Consider the following 24,117-nt stretch of genomic DNA (forward strand, 5'->3'; position numbering starts at 1 on the left):
AGGGACTCCCCACAGTACTGAACGGTACTGGGGCCATCATGGCGTACGTACCTTGGAGGACGCATGGCTCTCGCGCTCGGCCCGCGGATTTTCGGTGACGACGAGCCGGTGATCATGGCCATCGTCAACCGCACCCCGGACTCGTTCTTCGACCAGGGGGCGACCTTCGCCGACGACGCGGCCTTCGCCGCGGCCGACCGGGCGGTCGCCGAAGGTGCGGCGGTCCTGGACATCGGCGGAGTGAAGGCGGGGCCGGGCGAGGAGGTCGACACCGAGGAGGAGCTGCGCCGGATCGTGCCCTTCGTGACCGAACTGCGCAAGCGCCACCCCGACACGGTGATCAGCGTGGACACCTGGCGGCACGAGGTCGCCGAGGCGGTCTGCGAGGTCGGTGCCGACCTGCTGAACGACGCCTGGGGCGGGGTGGATCCGCTGCTGGCGGAGGTCGCCGGCCGCCACGGGGTGGGGATCGTCTGCACCCACGCCGGCGGGGCCGAGCCGCGGACCAGGCCGCACCGGGTGGCCTACCCGGACGTGATGGCCGACATCCTGGAGCGCACGGTGGCGCTGGCCGAGCGGGCGGTGGCGCTGGGCGTGCCGCGCGAGGGGGTGCTGATCGACCCCGGGCACGACTTCGGCAAGAACACCAGGCACTCGCTGGAGGCCACCCGGCGGCTGCCGGAGATGACGGGGACCGGCTGGCCGGTGCTGGTGTCGCTGTCCAACAAGGACTTCGTCGGCGAGACCCTGGACAAGCCGGTCGGCGAGCGGCTGCTGGGCACCCTGGCCGCCACCGCGGTGTCGGCGTGGCTCGGCGCCCAGGTCTACCGGGTGCACCAGGTCGCGGAGACCAAGCAGGTGCTGGACATGGTCGCCTCGATCCGGGGCACCCGGCCCCCGGCGGTGGCCCGCCGCGGGCTGGCCTGACGGCCAGGGGTGGTGTCCGCAATCGACCGGATCCCTACTCCGGGTTGTGGGCCGGGGAGACCGCGCCGTTGCGGAGCCGGGCCTCGTCCAGGATCTTCATCGCCTCGTCCACCGAGTCGGTGATCTGGATCAGCTCCAGGTCGGCCGGGGAGGCCTTGCCCTCGGCGACCAGGGTGTTGCGGACCCACTCGAACAGGCCTGACCAGTAGGAGACCCCGAAGAGGATCACCGGGAACCGGGTGACCTTGTGGGTCTGCACCAGGGTGAGCGCCTCGAACAGCTCGTCCAGGGTGCCGAAGCCGCCGGGGAGCACGACGAAGCCCTGCGAGTACTTCACGAACATGGTCTTGCGCACGAAGAAGTAGCGGAAGTTCAGGCCCAGGTCGACGTACTGGTTCAGGCCCTGTTCGAACGGCAGCTCGATGCCGAGGCCGACCGAGGTGCCGCCGGCCTCGTGGGCGCCCTTGTTGGCCGACTCCATCGCGCCCGGGCCGCCGCCGGTGATCACCGCGTAGCCGGCCTCGACCAGGGCCCGGCCGATCTCCTCCCCGGCCTGGTACTCGACCGAGTCCGGAGCCGTCCTGGCGGAGCCGAACACACTGACGGCGGGGCCGAGTTCGGCGAGGGCGCCGAAGCCCTCGACGAACTCGGACTGGATCCGCATCACCCGCCACGGGTCGGTGTGCAGCCAGTCGGCGTTCTGCGCCGAGTCCAGCAACCGCTGGTCGGTGGTGCTGCTGTCCACCTGCTCACCGCGGAGCAGCACCGGGCCGCGCCGCTTCTCCGCGGACTTCCTGGGCCCGGAGGCGCCGCGCGCCGCGGAGATCCGGTCCGGGCCGTGTCCGTACTGTTTGTCGTTCGTCATACCTACGCAGGGTACGGCGATCGGGCTCGACCAGGTGGGATCTCTCCTGATCAACCCTCCAGCCAGTCCCGGATCCGCTTCTCGCACTCGTCCACCGCCGCCAGCGAGCAGTGCTCCTCCCGGGTGTGGGCCAGATTGGGGTCCCCGGGGCCGTAGTTGACGGCGGGTACGCCCAGCGCGGAGAAGCGGGCCACGTCGGTCCAGCCGAACTTGGCCTGCGGGGTGGTGCCGGTCGCGGCGACGAACGCGGCGGCGGCCGGGTGCGAGAGGCCGGGCAGGGCGCCCGGGGCCGAGTCGGTGACCTCGACGTCGTAGCCGGCGAAGACCTCGCGGACATGGGCCTCGGCCTGGGCCTCGTCGCGGTCCGGGGCGAAGCGGAAGTTGACGGTGACGGTGCAGGCGTCCGGGATGACGTTGCCGGCGACGCCGCCCGCGATGTTCACGGCGTTGAGGCCCTCGTGGTACTCCAGCCCGTCGATCCCGACCAGCCGCGGGGTGTAGTCCGCCAGCCGCTGCAGGATCGGGGCCGCCTTGTGGATGGCGTTGTCCCCGAGCCAGCTGCGGGCCGAGTGCGCCCGGTGCCCGCCGGTGCTGACGGTGGCCCGCATGGTGCCCTGGCAGCCGCCCTCGACCTGCGCGTTGCTCGGCTCCATCAGCACCGCGAAGTCGGCGGCCAGCCACTCGGGGTGGACCCGGGCCAGACGGCCGAGGCCGTTGCGGGTCGCCTCGACCTCCTCGCAGTCGTAGAAGACGAAGGTGAGGTCGCGGTTGGGCTCGGTGACGGTCGCGGCGATCCGGAGCTGGACCGCGACGCCGGCCTTCATGTCCGAGGTGCCGCAGCCCCACAGCACGTCCCCGTCGACCCGGGAGGGGAGGTTGTCCGCGATGGGCACCGTGTCCAGGTGCCCGGCCAGGAGCACCCGCTCGGAGCGGCCCAGGTCGGTCCGGGCGACGACCGCGTCGCCGTCCCGGTCCACGGTGAGGTGCGGCAGCGAGCGCAGGGCGGCCTCGACGGCGTCGGCCAGCAGCCGCTCGTCGCCGCTGACCGAGGGGATGTCGACCAGCGCGGCGGTGAGTTCACCTCCGCCCAGAGTGAGGTCGAGTACGGGCACGGTGGTCGGGGCCGAGGCGTCGGCGGTAGGGGAACCAGTCATGACCAGCCAGGTTACGGCCTGTCCCGCGGTGCCCGGGCCGGACGGCCCGGGCACCGGCCTTTCCGGGGGCCGCCCCGGGACCCCGCGGCCCCCGCGGTCGGTGATCCACGGGGCGCGCGGGCGCCGTGCGGGCGGAGGCCGGGAAGAACCGGGCTCACGGCGCGGCCGTCACAGTCGGTAGGGTGCAGCGGAACGCCGCAAGGAGGAGCAACCGGGTGAGCCTGAAGTCGATGATGGACTCCGCCGAGAGCGCGCCCACCGCGCGGCGCCGCCGGCGGTGGCTGGGTTGTCTGCCGTTCGTACTGGTGCTGGCCCTGGTGGTGGCTGTCGGGCTGTACCTGAACCGGCACCGCGACCTGCTGCCCATCCCGGTCGCCGAGGGCTGCGAGGTGGACAGCGCGGACGGTCTGGTGGACCTCTCGCTGGACCAGATGAGCAACGCCGGGACCATCGCGGCGGTGGCCATTTCCCGAAACCTTCCGGAACGGGCGGTGACCATCTCGCTCGCCACGGCCATGCAGGAGTCCAAGCTGCAGAACCTGACGGCCGGCGACCGCGACTCCATCGGCCTGTTCCAGCAGCGCCCCTCGCAGGGCTGGGGCACCCCGGCGCAGATCGGCGACCCGGTCTACGCGACGAACAAGTTCCTCGACAAGCTGGTGCAGATCCAGGGCTACGCCCAGCTGCCGCTGACGGTCGCCGCCCAGGACGTCCAGCACAGCGGCTACCCGGACGCCTACGCCACCCACGAGACCGACGCCAAGACCATCTCCGGCGCCTTGACCGGACGGGTCCCGGCGGTGCTGAACTGCACGGTGAACAGCGTGGGCACGGCGGTCGCCGGGCCGGTCGGCTCGAACGGGCTGCAGCAGGGCGCCCAGGCGGTCGCGACGAAGCTGAAGAAGGAGTTCGGCTCCACGGTGACGCCCAGGGCCTCGGTGGTCGCGTCCTCCGACGCGGCCGCGGAGGGCCTGGGGCTGACGGTCGGCACCGGCAGGGGGAGCACCGGGACCGCCCGCGGCTGGGCAGTGGCGCAGTGGGCGGTGGCCAACTGCCAGAACCTGCACATCACCACGGTCGCCTACGACGGCAAGGTGTGGCGCAGTTCCGACTCCACCAAGCGGTGGCAGGACGCCACCGGCGCCTCCGCGTCCCGGTCCGCATCCACGTCCGCGGCATCGGGGGCGCTGCAGATCACCGTCGCGGCGAAGGCGGCGGCGTCGACGTCCCCGTCGAGTTAACGGCTGCGCGGTCGAGTTAACGGCAGCGCGCCGGGTTGACGGGACGGGGCCACGGACGGCCCAGCGTGCGGCCGTCCTGCGAAGATTCTGTGTGCATCGCTCAGACCCTGGCACGGACTCGGAGAAGCCTTTCTGCGGGGAGCTGACACCGGGTCGAGTTGTCCCTATATGCACCGAAAAAGATAATGCGATGTTTAGGAACTCTTTGCTGGCGTCGGCCGCAACCTTCTCGCTCCTCAAGCGGTAATCACCACGTCCGCCCGGCGGACTGGTTCCGTCCCCACCTCAACGAGGAGCACCATGTCGTCTCTCCCCCTCTCGCGCCGGATCGTCACGGCCGCGTTCGTCGTCGCCGCCGGCGCCGTCCCCGCCCTCACGGCGGGTACCGCCTCCGCCGCGCCCGCGCTGCCCGGCGTCCCCGACCTGGGTGGGCTCAGCCAGCTCGACACCGGTGCCCTGGGCAGTGACGTCCAGTCCGCCAGCCACCAGGCCGGGCAGGTCGCCGGGAGCGGTGCGAGCGGCGCCGTCGCCCAGTCCGTCCCCACTGTCGCCGACGCGGCCGGCGCCACCACCGCCAAGGCGCTGCCCGAGGCCAACCGGATGCTGGGCACCTCCGCGCTGCAGCTGGCCCAGGTCGCGGGCTCCACCGCCGGCGCCACCGGGGCCCTGGCCGGTGCCGCCGGCGGGGCGACCCGTGCCATGCCGGTCAGCGCCGGACACCAGGCCGTCCCGGCCGTCGGCACGGTCCAGTCCACCGCCTCCGGGGTCGCCCCGGCCGGCGGGTCCCCGGTCAACGCCAACATCACCCCGAGCGCCCCGGCCCCGTCCGGCCCGCTCTCCTCGCTGCCGCTGAGCAACCTCCCGGTCAACAGCCTGCCGCTGGGCGCCGCCCAGTCCACCGTCGGCCAGGTCGCCGGGGCAGCCGCCCCGGTCGCGGGCCAGCGGCTCGGCGGGCTGCCCGGCCTGGGCGACAGCTCCGGTCTCGGCAGCCTCACCCAGACCCTGCCGCTGGGCAGCCTGCCGGTGGGCTGACGCCACATCAGTGCGCGACCCATGAGGGAGGGCCCGGAGCATCCGCTCCGGGCCCTCCCTCTCTGACTCGACCTCCGCGCCGACCTCCGCCCCGACCGGACTTTTCGCCGTCCGGACCGTGCGCCGACCGGAGTCAGCCGAGGCGCTGAACCGCCGCCCGCACCCGCTCGTCCGTCGCGGTGAACGCCACCCGTACGAACCCGGCGCCCGCATCTCCGTAGAACTCACCAGGCGCGACCAGGATCCCCTGCTTGGCCAGCTCGCCGACCGTGTCCCAGCAGGGCTCGTCGCGGGTGGCCCACAGGTAGAGGCTGGCCTCGGAGTGCTCGATCCGGAAGCCGTTGGCCTCCAGCGCCCCCCGCAGCGCCTCGCGGCGGGCGGCGTAGCGGGCCCGCTGCTCGGTCACATGGGCGGTGTCGCCCAGCGCGGCGACGGCGGCCGCCTGTACCGGCGCCGGGACCATGAAGCCGCCGTGCTTCCTGATCTCCAGCAGCTCGCCCAGCACCTCCGGGTCCCCGACCAGGAACGCGTCCCGGTAGCCGGCCAGGTTGGAGCGCTTGGAGAGCGAGTGGACGGCCACCAGGCCCCGGTAGTCGCCGTCGCAGACGTCCGGGTGCAGCACCGAGACCGGCTCCACCTCCCAGCCCAGCTCCAGGTAGCACTCGTCGCTGACCAGCAGCACACCGTGCTCCCTGGCCCAGGCCACGGTACGGCGCAGCTCGTCGGCGGTGAGCACCCGGCCGGTGGGGTTGGACGGGGAGTTGAGCCAGAGCAGCTTGAGGCCGGCCGGGTCGAGCTCCCACGGGTCGTCGTAGACCACGTAGTCGGCCCGGGCCAGCCGCGCGCCGACCTCGTAGGTCGGGTACGCCAGCCGCGGGTAGCCGACCCGGTCGCCCGGGCCCAGGCCCAGCTGCGCCGGCAGCGCGGCCACCAGCTCCTTGGAGCCGACCAGCGGCAGCACATGGCGGTGCGTCAGCCCGGCCGCGCCCAGCCTGCGCCCGCTCCAGCCGACCAGGGCGTCCCGCAGCGCGGGAGTGCCCCAGACGGTGGGATAGCCGGGGCTGTCCGCGGCCGCCGCCAGTGCGTCCTGGACCAACTGCGGGACCGGGTCCACCGGCGTGCCCACGGACAGGTCCACGATGCCGTCCGGATGGGCGGCGGCGGTGGCCTTGTACGGCTCCAGACGGTCCCAGGGGAACGTCGGGAGCAGGCTGGAGACGCGGCGCGCCGCCCACCAGGGACGTGAATCCGTGGTGGGCGGCGCGGCAGCGGTGCTGTCCTGCACGGTGTTCACAGGCTCCGGATCACTGGTTCTGCGGCGGGAGGGCCGCGATGAACGGGTGGTCCTTCTCGATCAGGCCGAGCTTGGAGGCACCACCGGGCGAACCGAGGTCGTCGAAGAAGTCGACGTTCGCCTTGTAGTAGTCCTTCCACTCGTCCGGGGTGTCGTCCTCGTAGAAGATCGCCTCGACGGGGCAGACGGGCTCACAGGCTCCGCAGTCCACGCACTCGTCGGGGTGGATGTACAAGGACCTCTTGCCCTCGTAGATGCAGTCGACGGGGCATTCTTCGATGCACGCCTTGTCCTTCACGTCGACACAAGGCTGCGCGATGACGTAGGTCACGCTGACGTTCCTCCTCGTAGGGGCTGGCATTCGCGCAGGGGCGCGCGGCGTCGTCGATGCCCGCACCTAGTATCGCCGTTTCAGGACGGCGGTTGCACCGGAGGTTGCGGGTATGGCGGACAACACTATCGGACATGGACGGCTGGAGATCCACATCACCCCCTCTGACCTGGGGCGACGTATTTCGGTGCGGCGAATTTTGGGTTCCACGGAGGGACGCCCGCTGTTCGGCGACGTGATCGGCGTGCTCACATCGTGGGACAACGGGACGCTGACGGTGCTGGACCGGGCCGGTGGGAGCGTCGAGATCGCGGAGAGCGCACTGGTCGCGGGCAAGGCGGTGCCGCCCGCGCCGATCCGCAGGTCCGCCCCGGCGCCGGAGGACCCGGGGCCGGTCGCGCTGCAGCGGATCGCGGCCCGCGGCTGGCCCGCGGTGGAGAGCGAGCCGCTGGGCGAGTGGGTGCTCCGGGCCTCCAGCGGCTTCACCCGCCGCGGCAACTCGGTGCAGACGCTGGGCGACCCGGGGATGCCGCTGGACGACGCCCTCGACCTGGTCCGGGCCTGGTACGCGCGGCGCGGCCTGGCCGCCCACATCGAGCTGACCACGCCGGGCTCCCCCGAGGGCCTGGCGAAGCTGCTCGCCGAGCGGGGCGCGACCGAGGCGGAGACCCTGGTCCGCACCGCCCCGCTGGCGGTGCTGGCCGCCACCGGCACCGGGCCGTCGCAGGTACGGCTGTCGCGCCGCGCGGACGCCGCCTGGATGTCGCGCTACCAGCGGGTCGGCGGCGACCCCGCCCGGGAGCGGGCGGCCCAGCAGGTCATCCACGGTGGTCCCTCCGTCTGGTTCGCCACCCTGTCGGTGCCGGGGCACGACGGCCCGGCCGCGATCGGACGGTGCGTCGTCGACGGCGAGTGGGCCGGGCTGGGGGCCGTCGAAGTCGTTCCGGAACTGCGTCGGCGCGGGCTCGCCTCCGAGCTGATGGCGGTACTGGCGAGCCGGGCCGCCGAGGAGGGCGCCCGCGGTGCATACCTCCAGGTCGAGGCCGGGAACACCCGCGCCGCCGCGCTCTACGACAAGCTGGGATTCAGCACCTCCTACCGCTACCGGTACGCGCGGCTGGAGTCGTAGCCGTTCCACGCCGGGGGCGAGTCGCCGCCTGATGCGCGCTGAGCTCCCCCGGCGGCTAATAGACTCCCCCGCGATGACCGAGGACAGCAGGGAGCGGTTCGCCGCCGAGGCGAGAGGCGAGACGCCGGATCTCGCTCTGCTGTGCCTGCTCATGGGCTTCGAGACGGATCTCGATCCCGCCGACGGCGGGATCGAGGCCTGTCTGGCCCCGGCCCGGCACGCCCTGGACCGCCTCGCGGCGCTCACCGCCACCGCGTTCAGGACCGCGGGAGCGCAGGCCTCGCCCGCCGAGACGGCCGCCCTGCTGGCCGGGGCCCTGGCCGGCTCCGCGGACCTGCGCGGCGGCCCCGGGGTCTACAAGCGGCTGGAGTCCTCGCTGCTGCACCAGGTGCTGCGGCGCGGGCGCGGGCTGCCGATCACCGTCTCGATCGTCTGGATCACCGTCGCCCGGATGCTCGACCTGCCCGTCCACGGGGTGGCCCTGCCTGGCCATTTCGTGGTCGGCGTCGGCGACCCCGACGGCGACTTCGTACTGGCGGACCCCTTCCACGGCGGCCGGGTGCTCTCCCTGGAGGAGGCCGGGGCGATCGCCGAGGAGGGCGGCTATCCGCTGGACGCGGCGCTGCTGCGCCCGGCCGAGCCGCTGGACATAGTCCTGCGCGTACTGGGCAACATCCGGGCCTGGGCCGCGGCCCGCCCCGAGCAGGCCCTCACCCAGCTCTGGGCCGCCGAGCTGTCGCTGCTGCTCCCCCGCCACCCGGCGCAGCTGCGCCTGGAGCGGGCCGAACTGCTGGTCAAGACCGGCCGCTTCGTGGAGGGCGCGGTGGAGATGGAGTCCTACGCCGAGATCCTGGACGCCTTCGACCCGGAGTCGGCCAAGCGGGTGCGGCTCGACGCGCGGGCGGCCAGGTACCGGCTGAACTGAACCGGAAGCGGTCAGAGCCAGCCCTTCTCGCGGGCGATGCGGACCGCTTCGGTCCGGTTGCGGGCGGCGGTCTTCTGGATGGCGGCGGAGAGGTAGTTGCGGACGGTCCCCTCGGAGAGGTGCAGCCGCTGGGCGACCTCGGCGTTGGCGGAGCCGTCGGCCGCGGCGGCGAGGACGTCGCGCTCGCGGGAGGTGAGCGGGTTGGCGCCCTCGGCCAGGGCCGCTGCCGCCAGGGTGGGGTCGATGACCCGCTCGCCGCGCAGCACCCGGCGGACGGCCTCGGCCAGCTGCGACGCCGGGGCGTCCTTCACCAGGAAGGCGTCCGCGCCGGACTCCATGGCGCGGCGCAGGTAGCCGGGGCGGCCGAACGTGGTGACTATCACGATCTTGGTGGCCGGGCGCTTGCGGCGCAGCAGCGCGGCGGCCTCGATGCCGGTCAGCCCGGGCATCTCGATGTCCAGGATCGCCACCTCCGCCTCATGGGCCACGGCGGCGTCCACCACTTCGTCCCCGCGCGAGACCTGGGCGACGACCTCGATGTCGCCCTCCAGGCTCAGCAGCGCGGCGAGTGCTTCACGGACCATGCCCTGGTCCTCGGCGAGGAGAATTCTGATCACTGCTGCACGGTACCGGGCACAGCTTCCTCGACGGGACCCGTTGCCGCACGCAGCGGCACCCACGCGCGGACGGTGAAGCCGCGGCCGCGCTCGCCCGGCCCGGCCTCCAGCCGTCCGTCGGCGAGGGCCAGCCGCTCGGCGAGTCCGGTCAGACCGTTGCCGCGGCGGTGTCCGCCCTTCCGCGCGCCGGCCCCGTCGTCGGCGACCTCCAGGCGGAGCGAGCGGGAGCCGTCCGGCTCCGGGTACTCGGACAGCCGCACCGTGCAGTGCTGGGCTCCGCTGTGGCGGACCACATTGGTGACCGCCTCGCGCAGCGCCCAGCCGAGCGCGCCCTCCTCGTCCGGGCCCAGGCCGGGACGCGGGTCGGCGATGGCCGGGTCGGTGTCGGCCTCGATGTCGGCCGCGGTCAGCGCGGTGCGGGCGGCGGCGATCTCGACGGCCAGCTTGGGCCTGCGGTAGCCGCCGATCGCCTCGCGGACGTCGACCAGCGCCTGCCGGCTGACCTTCTCGATGTCCTCGACCTGGGCCCTGGCCTCGGCGTAGCGCTCCTGGTCCATGAACCGGGCGGTCAGCTCGGACTTGAGGGTGACCAGCGAGAGCGAGTGGCCGAGCAAGTCGTGCAGGTCCCTGGCCATCCGCAGCCGCTCGTCGGAGGCGGCGAGGGCGGCGACGGCCTGCCGGGCCTCGCGCAGCTCCTGCATGGTGCGGATCAGCCGCTGCAGTCCGGTCATCGCGGCGCCGCCGAGGAAGGCGGACAGGGCGATCGGGATCAGCGAGGTGGTGTCGCTGTGCAGCACCGCGCCGGTGACCACGATCAGCCCGGTGACCGCGCCCACCCCGTAGATGGCGAAGCGCTGCGGCAGGATCAGCCCGGCGCTGACGGCGGTGTAGGTGTAGAGCGCCAGCCAGTTGTCGCCGAGGGTGAAACAGGTGGCCGCCGAGATGACCAGCATCCCGCCGAGCAGCCACCCGTAGAGCGGGGTCCAGCGGGTGCCGGTGCCGGTCACCGAACGGCGCAGCACCAGGTACCCGTAGCAGCCCAGGAAGAGCACCAGCAGGATCCAGCCCGCGATCCGGCCGCCCAGCCGGTGCGGTCCCGAGACCAGGTCGCTGATCGGATAGGCCAGGTAGAGCATCCACAAGCCCATCCAGCAGAGCTTGACGAACTGCTGGCGCCGGCTCTCCGGCGGTAGTCCGATGCGTGGCGCGGCCACGTCGCTCATGGGTCGTCCCTCCTGGTGACGGTGACAGCGTGCCGGACCGGGACACCGCCGGGAAGCGTACGGCCTCCCGGCGGCGCGAAGTGGCTGACCTGCCGTCAGGCCTCCTTGCGGTCCCTGCGGTAGAGGAAGGCGGCGAGGGCGCCGAAGGCGGCAGCGTAGGCGGCGACGGCCGCGATCTCACCGCTGCTCACCGAGGAGCCGGTCTGGGCCACCCGGCCCAGCTGGTTGTAGAGCGCCATCGGGGTCCACTTGGCGACGTTCGCCATGGAGCCGGTGAACTGGAAGTAGGTGCCGCCGAGCATCAGCAGCGCCATGTAGACGATCATCACGATCGGCTGCAGCGAGTCGGGTCCGGCGGAGTAGCCGAGGGCCACGCCCAGCGCGGCGAAGACGAAGCCGCCGACCCACAGCACCAGGGCGAGCGTCAGCCAGGTGCCCGCGGACAGCTTGACCCCCTCGGCGTGGCCGACCGCGAAGGTGATCACGATGGCCGGCAGGGTGGAGGCGGCGGTGGCCGCGATCTTGGCCACCACGTAGCCGTAGCCGGGCAGGGCGGTCAGCCGCAGCTGGCGGGCCCAGCCGCTCTTGCGCTCCAGCGCGATCCGGGTGGCATTGGTGTTCATCGAGGCGGACACCGTGCCCAGGGTGGCCATGGAGACCATGAAGTAGGCCTTGACCGAGACCCCGCCGAGGGTGTCCACGCCGCTGTAGGCGCTGACCATCAGCAGGTACAGGCCGACCGGCATGACGATGGTGAAGATCAGGTAGCGGCGGTTGCGCAGCACCCGCAGGATCTCCAGCTTGACCAGGGTGCTCATCGCGCGTTCTCCTTCGCCGGGTCGGACCGGTCGGACAGGTCGGACAGGTCGGCGGCGTCCTGCTCGCCGGTGATGGTGATGAAGGCCTGCTCCAGGCCCACGCCGGAGACCTCCAGGCCGCGCGGGTAGAAGCCGGCCCGGTAGATCGCGGCGACGGCCGCGTCGGCGTCGTTGCTGTTGATCCGGACCGTGTGCCCGCTGATGTCCAGCGAGCCCACCCCGGGGATGGTGTTGAGCAGCGACAGGTCCGGTCCCTCCGCCGGGTGCAGGTCGAAGGAGATCTTGCGCAGCCCGGCCCTGGCCTTGATCTCGGCGGCGGTGCCGTCGGCGATCAGCCGGCCCCGGTGCACCACCAGCACCCGGTCGGCGATGGAGTCCGCCTCCTCCAGGTAGTGGGTGGCGAACAGCACGGTGCGTCCGGCGTCGGCCTGGGCCCGCATGACCGCCCAGAAGGCCTGCCGGGCGCTGACGTCCATGCCGGTGGTGGGCTCGTCCAGGACGATCAGGTCGCTGTCGCCGGCCGTGGCCAGGGCGAAGCGGACCCGCTGCTCCTGGCCGCCGGACAGCTTGTCGACCATGCGGTCGGCGAGCTCGGTGATCCCGGCGGTCCTCAGCACCTCGTCCACGTCGTAGCCGCGCGGGTGGATCTCGCAGGCGAACCTGATCAGCTCGCGGACCTTCACGTCCGGCATCAGGCCGCCGCTCTGCAGCATCACACCGACCCGGCCGTCCAGGATCGCCTGGCGCGGGGTGCCGCCGAACAGGCTGACGCTGCCGGAGCTGGGCTCGCGCAGTCCCAGCAGCATGTCGATGCTGGTGGATTTGCCGGCGCCGTTGGGGCCGAGGAAGGCGACGGTCTCGCCGGGGTACAGGGTGAGGCTGATGTCGTTGACGGCCCTCACCGCGCCGAAGTCCTTGCTGACATTGCGGAAGGCGGCGACCTCCCCGGAGCCGGGACCCCTTCGGGCCGCCCCCGTGACCTGCTCTACGGACGTGCTCATCGCTTCGCCTGCTCCCTCGTCGACCTGCGGCTTCGGCTCTTCATGCGGACGGTCCAAGACTGTCGGAGCGGTCGGCGCGGCGGCAGTGCAGCCGCTCCCGAACCCGGCATGACGGATGTCACGGCCCGGTGCCTGACAGTCGGCGGACCGCACCGCTCGCCCGAACGGAGTACTGCCGCCCGGAAGATCCACTACCGCCCGCAGGTTCGCCCGTTCGGGCGCACCGAGGGAGCGGCGCAAAGCGGCCAGCATCGGGGGTCACCGGGAACCGGAGGTCCCGCTGGGCAAAGTCGAAGTAAACCCGACAGTTCATTCGCTCGCCCGTTCGGACGCCCGGCCACGGCGGCACGCCTTCGGCATGTGCGCCCCAACCGTGCACCGATGCTCCGGCATATGCATGATGACGGAAAGTGACCCATGGTCACTCTCTGGGTATCTAGAAGCTGCGCTGCACACACCTGCTGCACTGCACACCCGCCCCCGACCGGTACGGCAGTCCCCGCCGTCCCGCTGCTGAGAGGTGAGTCGCGATGGTTCTGCCGATTTCTGCCGCCGTCCTGATGCTGGTCATCGTCATCCTGCTGGTCCGGCGCTCCGGACTGAAGCTCGTGCACGCCGTGGTCTGCGCCCTGCTGGGCTTCTACCTCGCCTCCACGTCCATCGCGCAGCCGATCCACACGCTGAGCACCAACGTCGCCGGGATGATCTCCGGAATCCGGCTCTGACCGGCCGTCAGCCGTCTGCGGGAGCCGGGTCGGGGCCATCGCCGGGACACCGTCGGGACCGCTGCCACCCGCTCCCCGTACGCTGAGCCCATGACGGACCCGACCACCCATCCCGCCTCCCCCTCGGCGGCGCGCCGACTCCTGCTCGTCCACGCCCATCCGGACGACGAGAGCATCGGCAACGGCGCCACCATGGCCCGCTATGCCGCCGAGGGCGCCCTGGTGACCCTGGTCACCTGCACCCTGGGCGAGGAGGGCGAGGTGATCGGCGACGAACTGCGGCACCTCGCGGCCGACCGGGACGACACCCTGGGCCGGCACCGGATCGGCGAGCTGGCCGGGGCGATGCGGGCGCTGGGGGTGACCGACCACCGCTTCCTGGGCGGCGCGGGCCGCTACCGCGACTCGGGGATGATGGGCGTGGAGAGCAACAAGCGCCCCGACTGCTTCTGGCAGGCCGACCTGGACGAGGCGGCGGGCCATCTGGTCGCGGTGATCCGCGAGACCCGGCCCCAGGTGCTGGCCACCTACGACGAGAACGGCGGCTACGGCCACCCGGACCACATCCAGGCGCACCGCACCGCGATGCGGGCCCATGAGCTGGCGGCCGATCCGGCCTTCCGCCCCGAACTGGGACCGGCCCACCGCATCGACAAGGTCTACTGGAACTGCGTGCCGCTGTCGGTGATCGAGGACTTCTTCGCGTCGCTGCGCTCCCAGGGCAAGGAGTTCCCCTTCCCCGGCGTCGCCGGGCCGGCGGACGTGCCCGGCGTGGTCCCGGACGAGCAGGTGAGCGCGGTGGTGGACGGCAGCGCCTACGCCGACCGCAAGATCAGCGCGATGCGGGCCCACGCCACCCAGATCGCGGTGGACGGCCCCTTCTTCTCGCTCTCCAACGACCTCGGCCAGCCGGTGCCGACCATGGAGGCGTACCGGCTGGTGTACGGGCAGGCCGGTCCGCCCGGCGCCGGCGGCCGGGAGGACGACCTCTTCGCCGGGCTCGTCCCGGCCCACGCGGTGAGGAACCCGACCCGATGAGCCGCCCCCAGGACCGCGCCCGCGCGAGCGTGCCCGCGCCGCGCTCCTCCTCGCCGCGTCCCCTGCCGGATCCCGCCGTGCAGCTCGCCCGGTCCACCCGGATCACCGCCTATGTGCTGCTCACCCTGCTGGGCGTGGTCGTCGGTCTGGCCGGGTGCTTCGTCCAGGCGCTCTGGTTCCCGTGCGGACTGCTGCTGGCGCTCGCAGCCACCTTCGCGCTGTTCCACGGCGGACGGACGCTGACCGGCACCCGGCTCGGCGCCGCACTGCCGGGGGTCGGCTGGTTCGCGATGCTGCTGCTGGCCAACACGCCCCGGCCGGAGGGCGATTTCCTGCTGGCCGCGAGCACCGGCTCGTATGTCTTCCTGCTGGGAGGCATGGCGCTCGCTGTGATCTGCGCCACGCTCCCCTCCCGAGCGGCGCTACGAGCGGTCCGGGACGCTCGGAGCCAGTGACCGCATCCGGGCAAGCCACCTCAAATCGCGATAATCGGTCAGCGTGTCAGAGTCACCTGCCTCCCAGTAAGGTGGTGGACCGACAGACGGGGGGTGTTGCCGCCGGGGCGAAGGGGCCCGACGGCGGCAGGCCCTCAAAGGCGGAGGCCGACGGTCGATCCAGAGTTGGATTCCTGACGCACTGTCCGCCGGCGCGCACACGGCGCAAGACCGACGATCCACAACCGCACCCCCGTCCCCACAGGCGGCGGAGCGAACCGGAGCAGACGCAGTGAGCCGAGAATCTGACAATCCGTCGACCCCGCCCCGCCCTGGTCCGGATGCCTACCCGTCGGGCACTCCCCCGTACGGGGTCTCCAGCGACCCCGCCTTCTCCCGGGCCGGGCAGCCGGCCGGCACTCCGGGCGCGAACCCGGACGAGGCTCCGCCCGAGGAGCCCCGCACCGAGACGACTCTCACCACGCGTATCCGCATCAACATCCCCGGCTCCCGGCCCATCCCGCCGGTGGTCGTACGCAGCACCGTGCCCGGCACCGGCAAGGCCGCGAGCGACCAGGCGGCGGCCGGCGAAGCCGAGGCCTCGGCCGACGGAGCGGCCGACGGCCCGCGGCACCGGTCCGGGAGCGGCAGTTCCCCCGTCCTCGGCGTGATGGAGGACCGGGGCGCGGCCACCACCGCGCCGATGCCGGACCTTCCCCCGGAGTGGCGCACCCAGGAGCCCGGCCCGGCCGCCCCGGCGCCCGGCGAGCCGGCCGAGGCGCCCAGCACCTGGTTCGCCCCCCGGAAGAAGTCCCAGCCCGCCACCGAGGCCGCCCCGCCTGCACCCCCGGCAACCCCGCCCGGCCCTCCGGCACCCGCACCGGCACCCGCGCCGGCACCGGCCCCCGCGTACCAGCCGTCCGCCTTCGAGCCGCCGGTCGCGCAACCGCCGTTCCGGCCCCCGGCGTTCGAACCGCCGCCGGCCTTCGAGCCGCCGCAGTACGAGCAGCCGCAGTACGAGCCCGGCCCCGGCTATCCCCCCGCGGAGGAGCAGACCCAGGCGGTCCCGCAGCCGGGCTACCAGCAGCCCGGCTACCAGCAGGACCCCTTCGGGCAGCAGCAGCCCGGCTTCGGCCAGGGCGGCTACCCCCAGCAGGCCCCGTACGAGCAGCCGGGCACGGGAGCGGGCACGGCGCCCTACCCGCAGCAGCCCGGTTACGACCAGCCGTACACCGGCAGCCCGTACCAGCAGCAGCCCTACACCCAGCCGGCACAGTCCCCGCAGGCACCCGGCACCACGCCCCCCGGCCGTCCGGCCGGGCTCAACGGCGGACTGGCCGTCGGCGCCCCGGACGGCACCCGGCAGGGCCCCAGACCGCCCCAGGAGCAGGACCCGGAGGCCACCGCCGCCATGCCGCTGTTCCGGGACGAGGCCCCGGAGGCAACGGCCGCCGGCACCGCCCCGGCTCCGCCGAGGGCGCCCAAGCAGCCCAAGCAGAAGCAGCAGCAGCGGCAGCGGCAGGAGCCCGAGCCCCCGCCGCAGCCCCCGCGCCGCACCGCCACCGCGCCGGTGGGCGACGGCTTCGCCGGCGGCACCGGCGGCGCCGGCGCCCCGCCCCGCAAGGAGACCGAGGCCGCCCCGGCGGCCAAGCCGTCCGCCCCGAAGAAGTCCCCCCGCGGCGGACGCAGCCGGAAGCTGCTGGTCACCGGCATCGCGGCAGTGGTCATGGTGGCGGGAGTGGCCTACGGCGCCGGTCTGATGCTCAATCAGTCGGACGTCCCCAAGGGCACCAGCGTCCTCGGCCACGACATCGGCGGTGACACCAGGGACGCCGCCGTGCACACCCTGGACGGCACCGTCGGCGTCCTCGCCGCGCGGCAGCTGACCCTGGTGGTCGGCTCCAGGCAGGTGAAGCTCGACCCCTCGGTGGCGGGTCTGACCATCGACACCACCGCCACCGTGCAGGGCGTCGCGCACCACAGCTACAACCCGGCCTCGGTACTGCCCGCGCTGTTCGGCGGCGACCACCCGGTCGCACCGGTGGTGAAGATCGACGAGGACAAGCTGCGGTCCGCGCTCCAGCAGATCGCCGGGAGCAGCGGCGGTGCCAAGGAGGGCAGTGTCCACTTCAACTCGGACGGCAGCACGCAGATCACCGACCCGAGGACCGGCCAGAGCCCGAACATCGAGGCCGCGATGGCGCTGGTGGAACAGGCCTACCGGGACCGCGCAGCCGGCATCCCGGACAAGCCGGTGACCGTCCCGGTGACCACCACTCAGCCCAAGGCGTCGGCGGCCCAGTTGAAGGCCGCGGCCCAGTCGATCGGCGCCTGGGCCGGGAAGCACCAGTTCACGGTCACCGTGCACGGCGTCTCCCAGCTGTACGGGAAGGGGACCTTCAGTGCCTCCCTCTCACTGCAGCCGAACGCCGCCGGCAAGGTGGTGCCGGTCTTCGACCTGGCCAAGCTGCAGAACGCGATCGGCGGCCGGTTCGACGGTGTGAAGACCAAGCAGGGCGCCGCGGTCACCGCCCAGACCATCGCCACCGCGCTGACCCAGCTGCTGAGCAACCCGAACGGGGACCGCACGGTCACTCTGTAACCGACACAGTTCCCGAGGCCCCGAAGTGGCCGGTACCCGACGGTCGGGTACCGGCCACTTCACTGCTTAGTCGGCGGCGCTATTCCATTGTGACAAGTGGGTTACACGGAGCCCGTGGGGTGGAAGAACTCTCGCGACCGGGGGCTGTCGAATTGACGGGCCGCAATGAAATCAACGCTTCAACTACCGCTTAATTATGTCTTACATGTCCGCTTTGAGGCTCCTATGAGCTTATAGGAGCTATCGAGACGATAGTTAGCTTGGGGGGCATTTCCCGTCCGCATTCCGGACAACTCTGCTCCAACTGTTGCGCTGAGCAAAATTGCATGCCACCCACCTCAGTGGTGGCACTGTAATACCTGCAGACCAGAGCATCTATTACCGACGTTTAGAGCGTTACCAATCTTTGATCAGCGCTCTGTCGACATGACCATCCCGTCCCATCAGGATGAGTCCTCAAGCCGTTGAACAGCGGCGGATGTTAGTCCCAGGCTCAGTGATCCCGAAAGATTTCCTGCCCGTGCGCGACCTGCCATCCGCACAGGTGCGCCGGACGTCGGGGGTCGAGCGCGGGAAACGCAAGAGGGAGATGAACAGCGTTGGGTCGCTACATGCTGCGCCGATTGGCCAACTACCTGATTCTGGTCATCGTGGCCACATCACTGGCCTACTTCCTGGCAGCCCTGAGCCTGAACCCGCGCTCCAATTTCGAGGCGCAGAAGCCCCGCCCGACCAACGCGCAGATCGACGCGACCCTGAAGACCTACAACCTCGACCCGGAGACCCCGGTCGTGGTCCGGTACGCCCGCTGGGTCGACGGGATCGCGCACGGAAACCTGGGCAAGGACATCAAGGGCGGGTCGGTCGCCGACGACTTCGCCCGCAAGGTCGGCGTCAGCATCCGACTGCTCGTCATCGCGACCCTCATCGGCTCCATCGGCGGCGTGCTGGTGGGCGCCTACGGGGCGATCAAGCAGTACCGGTTCTTCGACCGATGGACCACACTCGCCTCCTTCTTCCTGCTGGCCATGCCGGTGTTCGTGGTGGCGATCGCGCTGCAGATGTTCGCCGTGAACATCAATGAGTCGGCCGGCTCCACGCTGATCCAGTACACCGGCGAGTACAACCCGACGCTGAGCGGGTTCTGGCCGGTGATGCTCAGTCGGCTGCAGCACCTGATCCTGCCGACCATCACCCTGACCCTGTTCCAGATCGCCCAGTACAGCCGCTACCAGCGCAACACCATGCTGGACGTGCTGGGCAGCGACTTCCTGCGCACCGCACGGGCCAAGGGCCTGCGCCGCCGGACCGCGCTGATGAAGCACGGTCTGCGCACGGCGATCCTGCCGATCGTGCCGCTGCTCGTCTACAACATCGTGCTGCTGTTCACCGGCGCCACCTTCACCGAAACGATCTTCGGCTGGCACGGCATGGGCGAGTGGCTGGTCCTGTCGATCACCACCAACGACGTCAACGCCGTGGCCGCAGTCAGCCTGTTCACCGCCGCGGTCGTCCTGGTGGCCGGCCTCCTGTCCGATCTGATCTACTCCGCGCTCGATCCGCGGGTGCGCTTCAGCTGAGCCTCGACACACCCCTCGGGGCCCGCCGGAACCGCAGTAGTGACCGCACGATCAGGAGAGTGAAGAGAGATGAGCATCCAGCAGAACGTAGAGCACGAACCCGAGGCGGACGCCACTCCGGCGCTGCTGCCACCACGCCGTTCCGGCCGGGGCCGGCTGACGCTGCGCCGATTCGCCCGCAACAGGCTGGCGTTGGTCGGCATCGGCATCCTGGTGCTGCTGTTCCTCTTCGCCTACGTCGGCCCGCTGGTGGACAAGTGGGGCTACAACGACCATGACTTCACCGCCTTCCTCGACGGCCCCTCGGGCAGCCACTGGTTCGGCACGGACCAGGCCGGCACCGACATCTTCGCGCTGACCACCCGCGGCCTGCAGAAGTCGCTGATCATCGGCCTCCTGGTCGGCCTGATCACCACCACTCTGGCCGCCACCCTGGGCGCCGTGGCCGGCTACTTCGGCCGCTGGATCGACCGCGTGGTCATGTGGATCGTCGACATGCTGCTGGTGCTGCCCAGCTTCCTGATCATCGCCGTGCTCTCGCCGACCTTCGCCAAGTCCAGCTGGCTGATCCTGGTCGTCCTGCTCGCCCTGTTCAGCTGGATGATCACAGCGCGGATCGTCCGCAGCATGACGCTGACGCTGAAGGACCGTGAATTCGTCAAGGCCGCCAAGTACATGGGCGTGTCGGACATGCGGATCATCTTCCGGCACATCCTGCCCAGCATGGCCTCGCTGCTGATCATCGACGGCACGATCCAGGTCAGCCTCGCGGTCATCGGCGAGAGCTCGCTCTCCTACTTCGGCTTCGGCATCCAGCCCCCGGACGTCTCGCTGGGCACGGTCATCGCCGACGGCACCTCCTACGCCACCACCTACCAGTGGCTGTTCTGGTTCCCGGCCGGCTTCCTGGTCCTCTTCGGGCTCGCCATCGCCTTCATCGGCGACGGCCTGCGCGACGCCTACGACCCCAACTCCTCCAACGCCAAGGCCCAGGCCAAGGCGATCAAGGAGAAGGGCAAGAGCAAGGACGGCGAGTCGGACGAGGCGGCCGGGCAGCGGGTCGGATCGACCGAGGTGCTGAGCCAGGCATGAGCGACACCTCGCAGGACAGCGACACCTCGCAGGACAGCGACACCTCGCAGGACAGCGGAACCTCTCAGGACAGCACCACCGAGGAAGGACTCACCCCCGTGATCGAGACGAGCAAGGAGCCGGCGGCCGACCGCCACGGCGGCGTCCCGCCGCTGCTGGAGGTCTCCGACCTGCATGTCTCCTTCCCCAGCGAGGCCGGTCCGGTCAGGGCCGTGCGCGGGGTCTCCTATGCCGTCCGGCCCGGTGAGGTGCTCGGCATCGTCGGCGAGTCCGGCTCCGGAAAGTCCGTCAGCTCGATGGCGGTGCTCGGCCTGCTGCCGGACAGCGCGGACATCCGCGGTTCGATCCGGATGGACGGCCGGGAGCTGCTGGGGCTCAACGACGCCAAGATGTCGAAGATCCGCGGCAAGGACATCGCCATGGTGTTCCAGGACCCGCTGTCGGCGCTGACCCCGGTGTACTCCATCGGGACGCAGATCATCGAGGCCATCCAGGTGCACCAGGACGTGGACAAGGTGAAGGCCCGCACCCGCGCCGTCGAGCTGCTCGACCTGGTCGGCATCCCGGACCCGCACCAGCGGGTGGACGCCTTCCCGCACGAGTTCTCCGGCGGTATGCGCCAGCGCGCGATGATCGCCATGGCCATCGCCAACGATCCGAAGATCATCATCGCCGACGAGCCCACCACCGCCCTGGACGTCACCATCCAGGCGCAGGTGCTGGAGGTGCTGAAGAAGGCTCAGGACGTCACCGGCGCCGCCATCGTGATGATCACTCACGACCTGGGCGTCATCGCCGGCTTCGCCGACCGGGTGATGGTGATGTACGCGGGCCGTCCGGTGGAGAACGGCCCGGTGGACGAGGTCTACTACCGTCCGCGGATGCCCTACACCATCGGCCTGCTCGGCTCCATCCCGCGGGTGGACGACGACGAGCGCCGGGCGCTGACCCCGATCGACGGCACTCCGCCCTCCATGGTGTCGCTGCCCCAGGGCTGCCCCTTCGAGGCCCGCTGCCCGATCGCGATCGACGTCTGCCGCGAGCGGGAGCCCGAGCTGGTGACCGCGCCCGGGGCCAACCACCCCAGCGCCTGCCACCGCTCCAGGGAACTCATGGAGGGCGGCGGCGAGGGCCTGCTCGACCCGGAGACCATCTACCCGGTCCCGCCGGTTCCGGAGGCCCACGAGATCGAGCGGCTCCCGCGTGCCGAACGCACGGCGGTGCTTGAGGTCGACAACCTGGTCAAGCACTTCCCGCTGCTCAAGGGCGCGGTCTTCAAGCGCAGGATCGGCACGGTCAAGGCCGTCGACGGGATCACCCTGGAGATCAAGGAGGGCGAGACCCTGGGCCTGGTCGGCGAGTCCGGCTGCGGCAAGACCACCACCCTGCTGGAGATCATGGACCTGACCGGCGGTCAGGCCGGCAGCGTGACGGTCTTCGGCAAGGACGTCCGCGAGGTGAAGGGCAACAAGGCCCGCAAGGCGCTGCGCCGGGACATGCAGATCGTCTTCCAGGACCCGATGGCCTCGCTGGACGCCCGGATGCCGATCGGCGACATCCTCGCCGAGCCGCTGAAGACCCACGGCTGGGACCGCGCCAGGACCGACGCCCGCATCCCCGAGCTGCTGGAGCTGGTCGGCCTCAACCCCGACCACGCCGACCGCTTCCCGCAGGAGTTCTCCGGCGGCCAGCGCCAGCGCGTCAGCATCGCCAGGGCGCTCGCCCTGGAGCCCAAGCTGGTGGTGCTGGACGAGCCGGTCTCCGCCCTGGACGTCTCCATCCAGGCCGGCGTGCTCAACCTGCTGGACGAGCTCAAGTCCCGGATGGGGCTGAGCTACCTCTTCGTCGCCCACGACCTCTCCGTGGTGCGCCACATCGCCGACCGGATCGCGGTGATGTACCTGGGCCGGATCGTGGAGCTCGGCGAGACCAAGAGCGTCTTCCACGAGCCCTCGCACCCCTACACCCAGGCGCTGCTGTCCGCCGTGCCGCTGCCGGACCCGCAGAAGGAGCGCGCCCGCGAGCGCATCCTGCTCACCGGCGACCTGCCGAGCCCGGCCAATGTGCCCAGCGGCTGCCGCTTCCGCAACCGCTGCCCCAAGTACCTCCAGCTCGACGCCGGCGATCAGCAGCGCTGCGAGTCCGAGGACCCGCAGCTGCAGTCGCTGGCCCCGGACCACACCGCGGCCTGCCACTTCGCGGAGGCGCTGGCAGTCGTCTGACGCCCCGCGTCGGAACACTGCCGGTGGAAGCAAGGCGCACAACCGCAGTCGCACCACCGCATACGTACCACCTACTGACAACGCCCGCTCTCGTGAGGAGACTTCCTTGAAGCACAACAGGATCCCGGTCGCGCTGGTGGCGACTATGGCCGTGGCCAGCCTCGGCCTCTCCGCCTGCAGCAGCGGCAGCAAGACCGGATCGACGGCCAAGCCGTCCGCGTCCTCGCTGGCCGCGAGCACCATCAAGATCAATGCCCAGCCGCGCTCAGCCCTCAAGCAGGGCGGCACCCTCACCTGGGCCATCGACCAGTACTCCACCCAGTGGAACTACAACCAGATCAACGGCACCGAGTACTCCACCGACGCGGTGATCGAGGCCGTCGAGCCGATCATCTTCCGGGTCGACCCGGCCACCCAGAAGGTCACGCCCAACACCAACTACCTCGCCGGTATGCCCACGGTGACCACGGTGAACGGCAAGCAGACCGTGACCTACAACATCAACCCGAAGGCCAAGTGGTCCGACGGCACCGCGATCAGCTGGAAGGACTTCGCCGCCCAGTGGCAGGCCCTGAACGGCAAGGACACCAAGTACCAGATCGCCAGCTCGACCGGTTACTCCAACATCTCCAGCATCGTCGCAGGCGCCACGCCGCAGCAGGTCGTGGTGACCTTCGACAAGAACTTCGGCGACTGGACCTCGCTGTTCTCGCCGCTCTACCCGGCCAGCGCGCAGAGCACCCCGGCCGAGTTCAACAGCGGCTTCCTGAACAAGATCCCGGTCACCGCCGGTCCGTTCAAGATCGAGTCCATGAACGCCACCGCGCAGACCGTCACCGTGGCGCGCGACCCCAACTGGTGGGGCGACGCGGCCGTCCTGGACAAGATCGTGTTCCGGGCGATGACCACCGACGCCGCCGACGGCGCCTACGCCAACGGCGAGGTCGACTACCTCAACATCGGCCCGAGCGCGGCCGGTGTGAAGCAGGCCCAGGGCCGCGCCGACGGTGAGATCCGCGAGGCCGCGGGCCCGCAGTTCCGCCACGTCACCTTCAACTCCAAGTCGCCGATGCTGTCGGACGTCAAGGTCCGCCAGGCGCTGTTCCAGGCGATCGACCGCACCGCCATCGCCAACTCGGACCTCAAGGGCCTCGGCTGGCCGGCGCTGCTGCTGAACAACCACTTCTTCATGAACAACCAGGAGGGGTACCAGGACAACGCCGGCGACCTCGGCAAGTACGACCCCACCGCCGCCAAGGCCGCCCTGGACGCGGCCGGCTGGAAGATGAGCGGCCAGTACCGCCAGAAGGACGGCAAGAACCTCGAGCTGACCTTCGTGTACCCGGACGGCACCGCGGTCTCCAAGAACGAGAGCGTGCTGCTGCAGGCCATGTTCGCGGCCGTGGGCGTCAAGCTCGACATCAGCGCCGTGCCGTCGGACGACTTCTTCGACAAGTACGTCCAGCCGGGCAAGTTCGACCTGACCGCGTTCTCCTGGCTGGGCAACGCCTGGCCGGTCTCGTCCAACTACTCGATCTACCAGTCCCCGCAGGGAAGCAACAACTTCCAGAACTACGCCTGGACCACCGACCCCAGCGTCGACTCCCTGATGAACAAGAGCATCGCCGACCTGGACCACACCCAGGCCATCGCCGACGCCAACGCCGCCGACAAGGCCATCTGGCAGGACGCGGGCGTCTTCCCGCTCTACCAGCGCGCCGACATCTACGCGGCCAAGAAGACCCTGGCCAACCTGGGCGCGCCCCAGGACCAGAACGAGGTCGTCTACGAGAACATCGGCTTCACCGGCTGATCGCCCCCGCTGACGGCAACGGCCGAGGCCCCCGCCCTGCAGGGCGGGGGCCTC

Annotated in this window: 21 protein-coding genes; 13 read left to right on the forward strand and 8 right to left on the reverse strand. The window is 71.2% G+C overall.

Annotated features, from left to right (window positions below; genetic code table 11):
* Positions 1–63 precede the first annotated feature (63 nt).
* Entirely contained in the window at positions 64–927 is an 864-nt protein-coding gene (gene folP / locus TR46_RS27920) for a dihydropteroate synthase (protein WP_042406376.1), read from the forward strand.
* Between the two features lie 34 nt (positions 928–961).
* Here folP and TR46_RS27925 read toward each other — a convergent pair whose 3' ends face one another.
* On the reverse strand, positions 962–1,792 hold the full coding sequence (locus TR46_RS27925) for an LOG family protein (protein WP_084718989.1): 831 nt from the start codon (positions 1,790–1,792) through the stop codon (positions 962–964).
* A gap of 50 nt (positions 1,793–1,842) precedes the next feature.
* Positions 1,843–2,946: a succinyl-diaminopimelate desuccinylase gene (gene dapE, locus TR46_RS27930; RefSeq protein WP_042406440.1), complete on the reverse strand. Its 1,104-nt coding sequence runs from the start codon at positions 2,944–2,946 to the stop codon at positions 1,843–1,845.
* Positions 2,947–3,161: 215 nt separating this feature from the next.
* Here dapE and TR46_RS27935 point away from each other — a divergent pair, with 215 nt between their 5' ends.
* Together TR46_RS27935 and TR46_RS38320 are read left to right on the forward strand one after the other, a co-directional pair.
* Positions 3,162–4,187, forward strand: coding sequence for a VldE C-terminal domain-containing protein (locus TR46_RS27935; RefSeq protein WP_052433146.1), 1,026 nt, complete (start codon positions 3,162–3,164; stop codon positions 4,185–4,187).
* A 300-nt stretch (positions 4,188–4,487) separates the two neighbouring features.
* A complete protein-coding gene (locus tag TR46_RS38320; RefSeq protein WP_052433147.1) occupies positions 4,488–5,219 on the forward strand; it encodes a hypothetical protein in 732 nt (243 codons plus the stop codon).
* 133 nt (positions 5,220–5,352) lie between these two features.
* On the opposite strand, the gene dapC is transcribed toward TR46_RS38320, so the two are convergent.
* Both dapC and fdxA read right to left on the reverse strand, forming a co-directional pair.
* Positions 5,353–6,429, reverse strand: coding sequence for a succinyldiaminopimelate transaminase (gene dapC, locus TR46_RS27945; RefSeq protein ID WP_042406445.1), 1,077 nt, complete (start codon positions 6,427–6,429; stop codon positions 5,353–5,355).
* Positions 6,430–6,523: 94 nt separating this feature from the next.
* Entirely contained in the window at positions 6,524–6,844 is a 321-nt protein-coding gene (fdxA, locus tag TR46_RS27950; RefSeq protein WP_030257703.1) for a ferredoxin, read from the reverse strand.
* A 112-nt stretch (positions 6,845–6,956) separates the two neighbouring features.
* Here fdxA and TR46_RS27955 point away from each other — a divergent pair, with 112 nt between their 5' ends.
* Together TR46_RS27955 and TR46_RS27960 are read left to right on the forward strand one after the other, a co-directional pair.
* A complete protein-coding gene (locus TR46_RS27955) occupies positions 6,957–7,973 on the forward strand; it encodes a GNAT family N-acetyltransferase (protein ID WP_084718990.1) in 1,017 nt (338 codons plus the stop codon).
* Positions 7,974–8,046: 73 nt separating this feature from the next.
* Positions 8,047–8,898, forward strand: a complete 852-nt coding sequence (locus tag TR46_RS27960; protein WP_042406382.1) for a transglutaminase family protein — start codon at positions 8,047–8,049, stop codon at positions 8,896–8,898.
* A gap of 11 nt (positions 8,899–8,909) precedes the next feature.
* Here TR46_RS27960 and TR46_RS27965 read toward each other — a convergent pair whose 3' ends face one another.
* The 4 genes from TR46_RS27965 to TR46_RS27980 all read right to left on the reverse strand — a co-directional run bounded on the left by TR46_RS27965 (position 8,910) and on the right by TR46_RS27980 (position 12,557).
* Entirely contained in the window at positions 8,910–9,515 is a 606-nt protein-coding gene (locus tag TR46_RS27965) for a response regulator transcription factor (protein WP_084718991.1), read from the reverse strand.
* The gene (locus TR46_RS27970) at positions 9,512–10,738 is read right to left on the reverse strand and encodes a sensor histidine kinase (protein ID WP_042406385.1); all 1,227 of its coding nucleotides are present in this window, start codon (positions 10,736–10,738) and stop codon (positions 9,512–9,514) included. Before TR46_RS27970 ends, TR46_RS27965 begins: the two co-directional genes overlap by 4 nt.
* Before the next feature lie 95 nt (positions 10,739–10,833).
* Complete coding sequence (locus tag TR46_RS27975) at positions 10,834–11,556, reverse strand: ABC transporter permease (RefSeq protein WP_042406387.1); 723 nt, start codon at positions 11,554–11,556, stop codon at positions 10,834–10,836.
* Positions 11,553–12,557 carry an ABC transporter ATP-binding protein gene (locus TR46_RS27980; protein WP_042406390.1) on the reverse strand — a complete coding sequence of 335 codons (1,005 nt, stop codon included), beginning with the start codon at positions 12,555–12,557 and terminating at the stop codon, positions 11,553–11,555. Before TR46_RS27980 ends, TR46_RS27975 begins: the two co-directional genes overlap by 4 nt.
* Positions 12,558–13,087: 530 nt before the next feature.
* Between TR46_RS27980 and TR46_RS27985 the strand changes: the two genes are divergently transcribed.
* The 8 genes from TR46_RS27985 (at position 13,088) to TR46_RS28020 (ending at position 24,063) form a co-directional block, all read left to right on the forward strand.
* Positions 13,088–13,282 carry a hypothetical protein gene (locus TR46_RS27985; protein ID WP_030257722.1) on the forward strand — a complete coding sequence of 65 codons (195 nt, stop codon included), beginning with the start codon at positions 13,088–13,090 and terminating at the stop codon, positions 13,280–13,282.
* A gap of 90 nt (positions 13,283–13,372) precedes the next feature.
* Positions 13,373–14,320, forward strand: coding sequence for an N-acetyl-1-D-myo-inositol-2-amino-2-deoxy-alpha-D-glucopyranoside deacetylase (mshB, locus tag TR46_RS27990; protein ID WP_042406392.1), 948 nt, complete (start codon positions 13,373–13,375; stop codon positions 14,318–14,320).
* The gene (locus TR46_RS27995; RefSeq protein WP_042406396.1) at positions 14,317–14,775 is read left to right on the forward strand and encodes a DUF6113 family protein; all 459 of its coding nucleotides are present in this window, start codon (positions 14,317–14,319) and stop codon (positions 14,773–14,775) included. The genes mshB and TR46_RS27995 overlap by 4 nt, the downstream gene beginning before the upstream one ends.
* A 271-nt stretch (positions 14,776–15,046) precedes the next feature.
* The gene (locus TR46_RS28000; RefSeq protein WP_042406400.1) at positions 15,047–17,356 is read left to right on the forward strand and encodes a hypothetical protein; all 2,310 of its coding nucleotides are present in this window, start codon (positions 15,047–15,049) and stop codon (positions 17,354–17,356) included.
* Positions 17,357–17,955: 599 nt separating this feature from the next.
* The gene (locus TR46_RS28005; RefSeq protein WP_152626718.1) at positions 17,956–18,936 is read left to right on the forward strand and encodes an ABC transporter permease; all 981 of its coding nucleotides are present in this window, start codon (positions 17,956–17,958) and stop codon (positions 18,934–18,936) included.
* A 69-nt stretch (positions 18,937–19,005) separates the two neighbouring features.
* A complete protein-coding gene (locus TR46_RS28010) occupies positions 19,006–20,028 on the forward strand; it encodes an ABC transporter permease (RefSeq protein ID WP_063770684.1) in 1,023 nt (340 codons plus the stop codon).
* On the forward strand, positions 20,025–22,250 hold the full coding sequence (locus TR46_RS28015; RefSeq protein ID WP_084718992.1) for an ABC transporter ATP-binding protein: 2,226 nt from the start codon (positions 20,025–20,027) through the stop codon (positions 22,248–22,250). The genes TR46_RS28010 and TR46_RS28015 overlap by 4 nt, the downstream gene beginning before the upstream one ends.
* A gap of 106 nt (positions 22,251–22,356) precedes the next feature.
* Entirely contained in the window at positions 22,357–24,063 is a 1,707-nt protein-coding gene (locus TR46_RS28020) for an ABC transporter family substrate-binding protein (RefSeq protein ID WP_236655547.1), read from the forward strand.
* Positions 24,064–24,117 lie beyond the last annotated feature (54 nt).

Origin of the sequence: Streptacidiphilus carbonis (genome assembly GCF_000787775.1) — a bacterium.
GTDB lineage: Bacteria > Actinomycetota > Actinomycetes > Streptomycetales > Streptomycetaceae > Streptacidiphilus > Streptacidiphilus carbonis.

Bases quoted from the DNA above. Each gene is read 5' to 3' on its own strand.
- folP (WP_042406376.1), top strand. From the start codon at position 64: ATGGCTCTCGCGCTCGGCCCGCGGATTTTCGGTGACGACGAGCCGGTG.
- TR46_RS27925 (WP_084718989.1), bottom strand. From the start codon at position 1,792: ATGACGAACGACAAACAGTACGGACACGGCCCGGACCGGATCTCCGCG.
- dapE (WP_042406440.1), bottom strand. From the start codon at position 2,946: ATGACTGGTTCCCCTACCGCCGACGCCTCGGCCCCGACCACCGTGCCC.
- TR46_RS38320 (WP_052433147.1), top strand. From the start codon at position 4,488: ATGTCGTCTCTCCCCCTCTCGCGCCGGATCGTCACGGCCGCGTTCGTC.
- TR46_RS27955 (WP_084718990.1), top strand. From the start codon at position 6,957: ATGGCGGACAACACTATCGGACATGGACGGCTGGAGATCCACATCACC.
- TR46_RS27960 (WP_042406382.1), top strand. From the start codon at position 8,047: ATGACCGAGGACAGCAGGGAGCGGTTCGCCGCCGAGGCGAGAGGCGAG.
- TR46_RS27970 (WP_042406385.1), bottom strand. From the start codon at position 10,738: ATGAGCGACGTGGCCGCGCCACGCATCGGACTACCGCCGGAGAGCCGG.
- TR46_RS27975 (WP_042406387.1), bottom strand. From the start codon at position 11,556: ATGAGCACCCTGGTCAAGCTGGAGATCCTGCGGGTGCTGCGCAACCGC.
- TR46_RS27980 (WP_042406390.1), bottom strand. From the start codon at position 12,557: ATGAGCACGTCCGTAGAGCAGGTCACGGGGGCGGCCCGAAGGGGTCCC.
- TR46_RS27985 (WP_030257722.1), top strand. From the start codon at position 13,088: ATGGTTCTGCCGATTTCTGCCGCCGTCCTGATGCTGGTCATCGTCATC.
- mshB (WP_042406392.1), top strand. From the start codon at position 13,373: ATGACGGACCCGACCACCCATCCCGCCTCCCCCTCGGCGGCGCGCCGA.
- TR46_RS27995 (WP_042406396.1), top strand. From the start codon at position 14,317: ATGAGCCGCCCCCAGGACCGCGCCCGCGCGAGCGTGCCCGCGCCGCGC.
- TR46_RS28010 (WP_063770684.1), top strand. From the start codon at position 19,006: ATGAGCATCCAGCAGAACGTAGAGCACGAACCCGAGGCGGACGCCACT.
- TR46_RS28015 (WP_084718992.1), top strand. From the start codon at position 20,025: ATGAGCGACACCTCGCAGGACAGCGACACCTCGCAGGACAGCGACACC.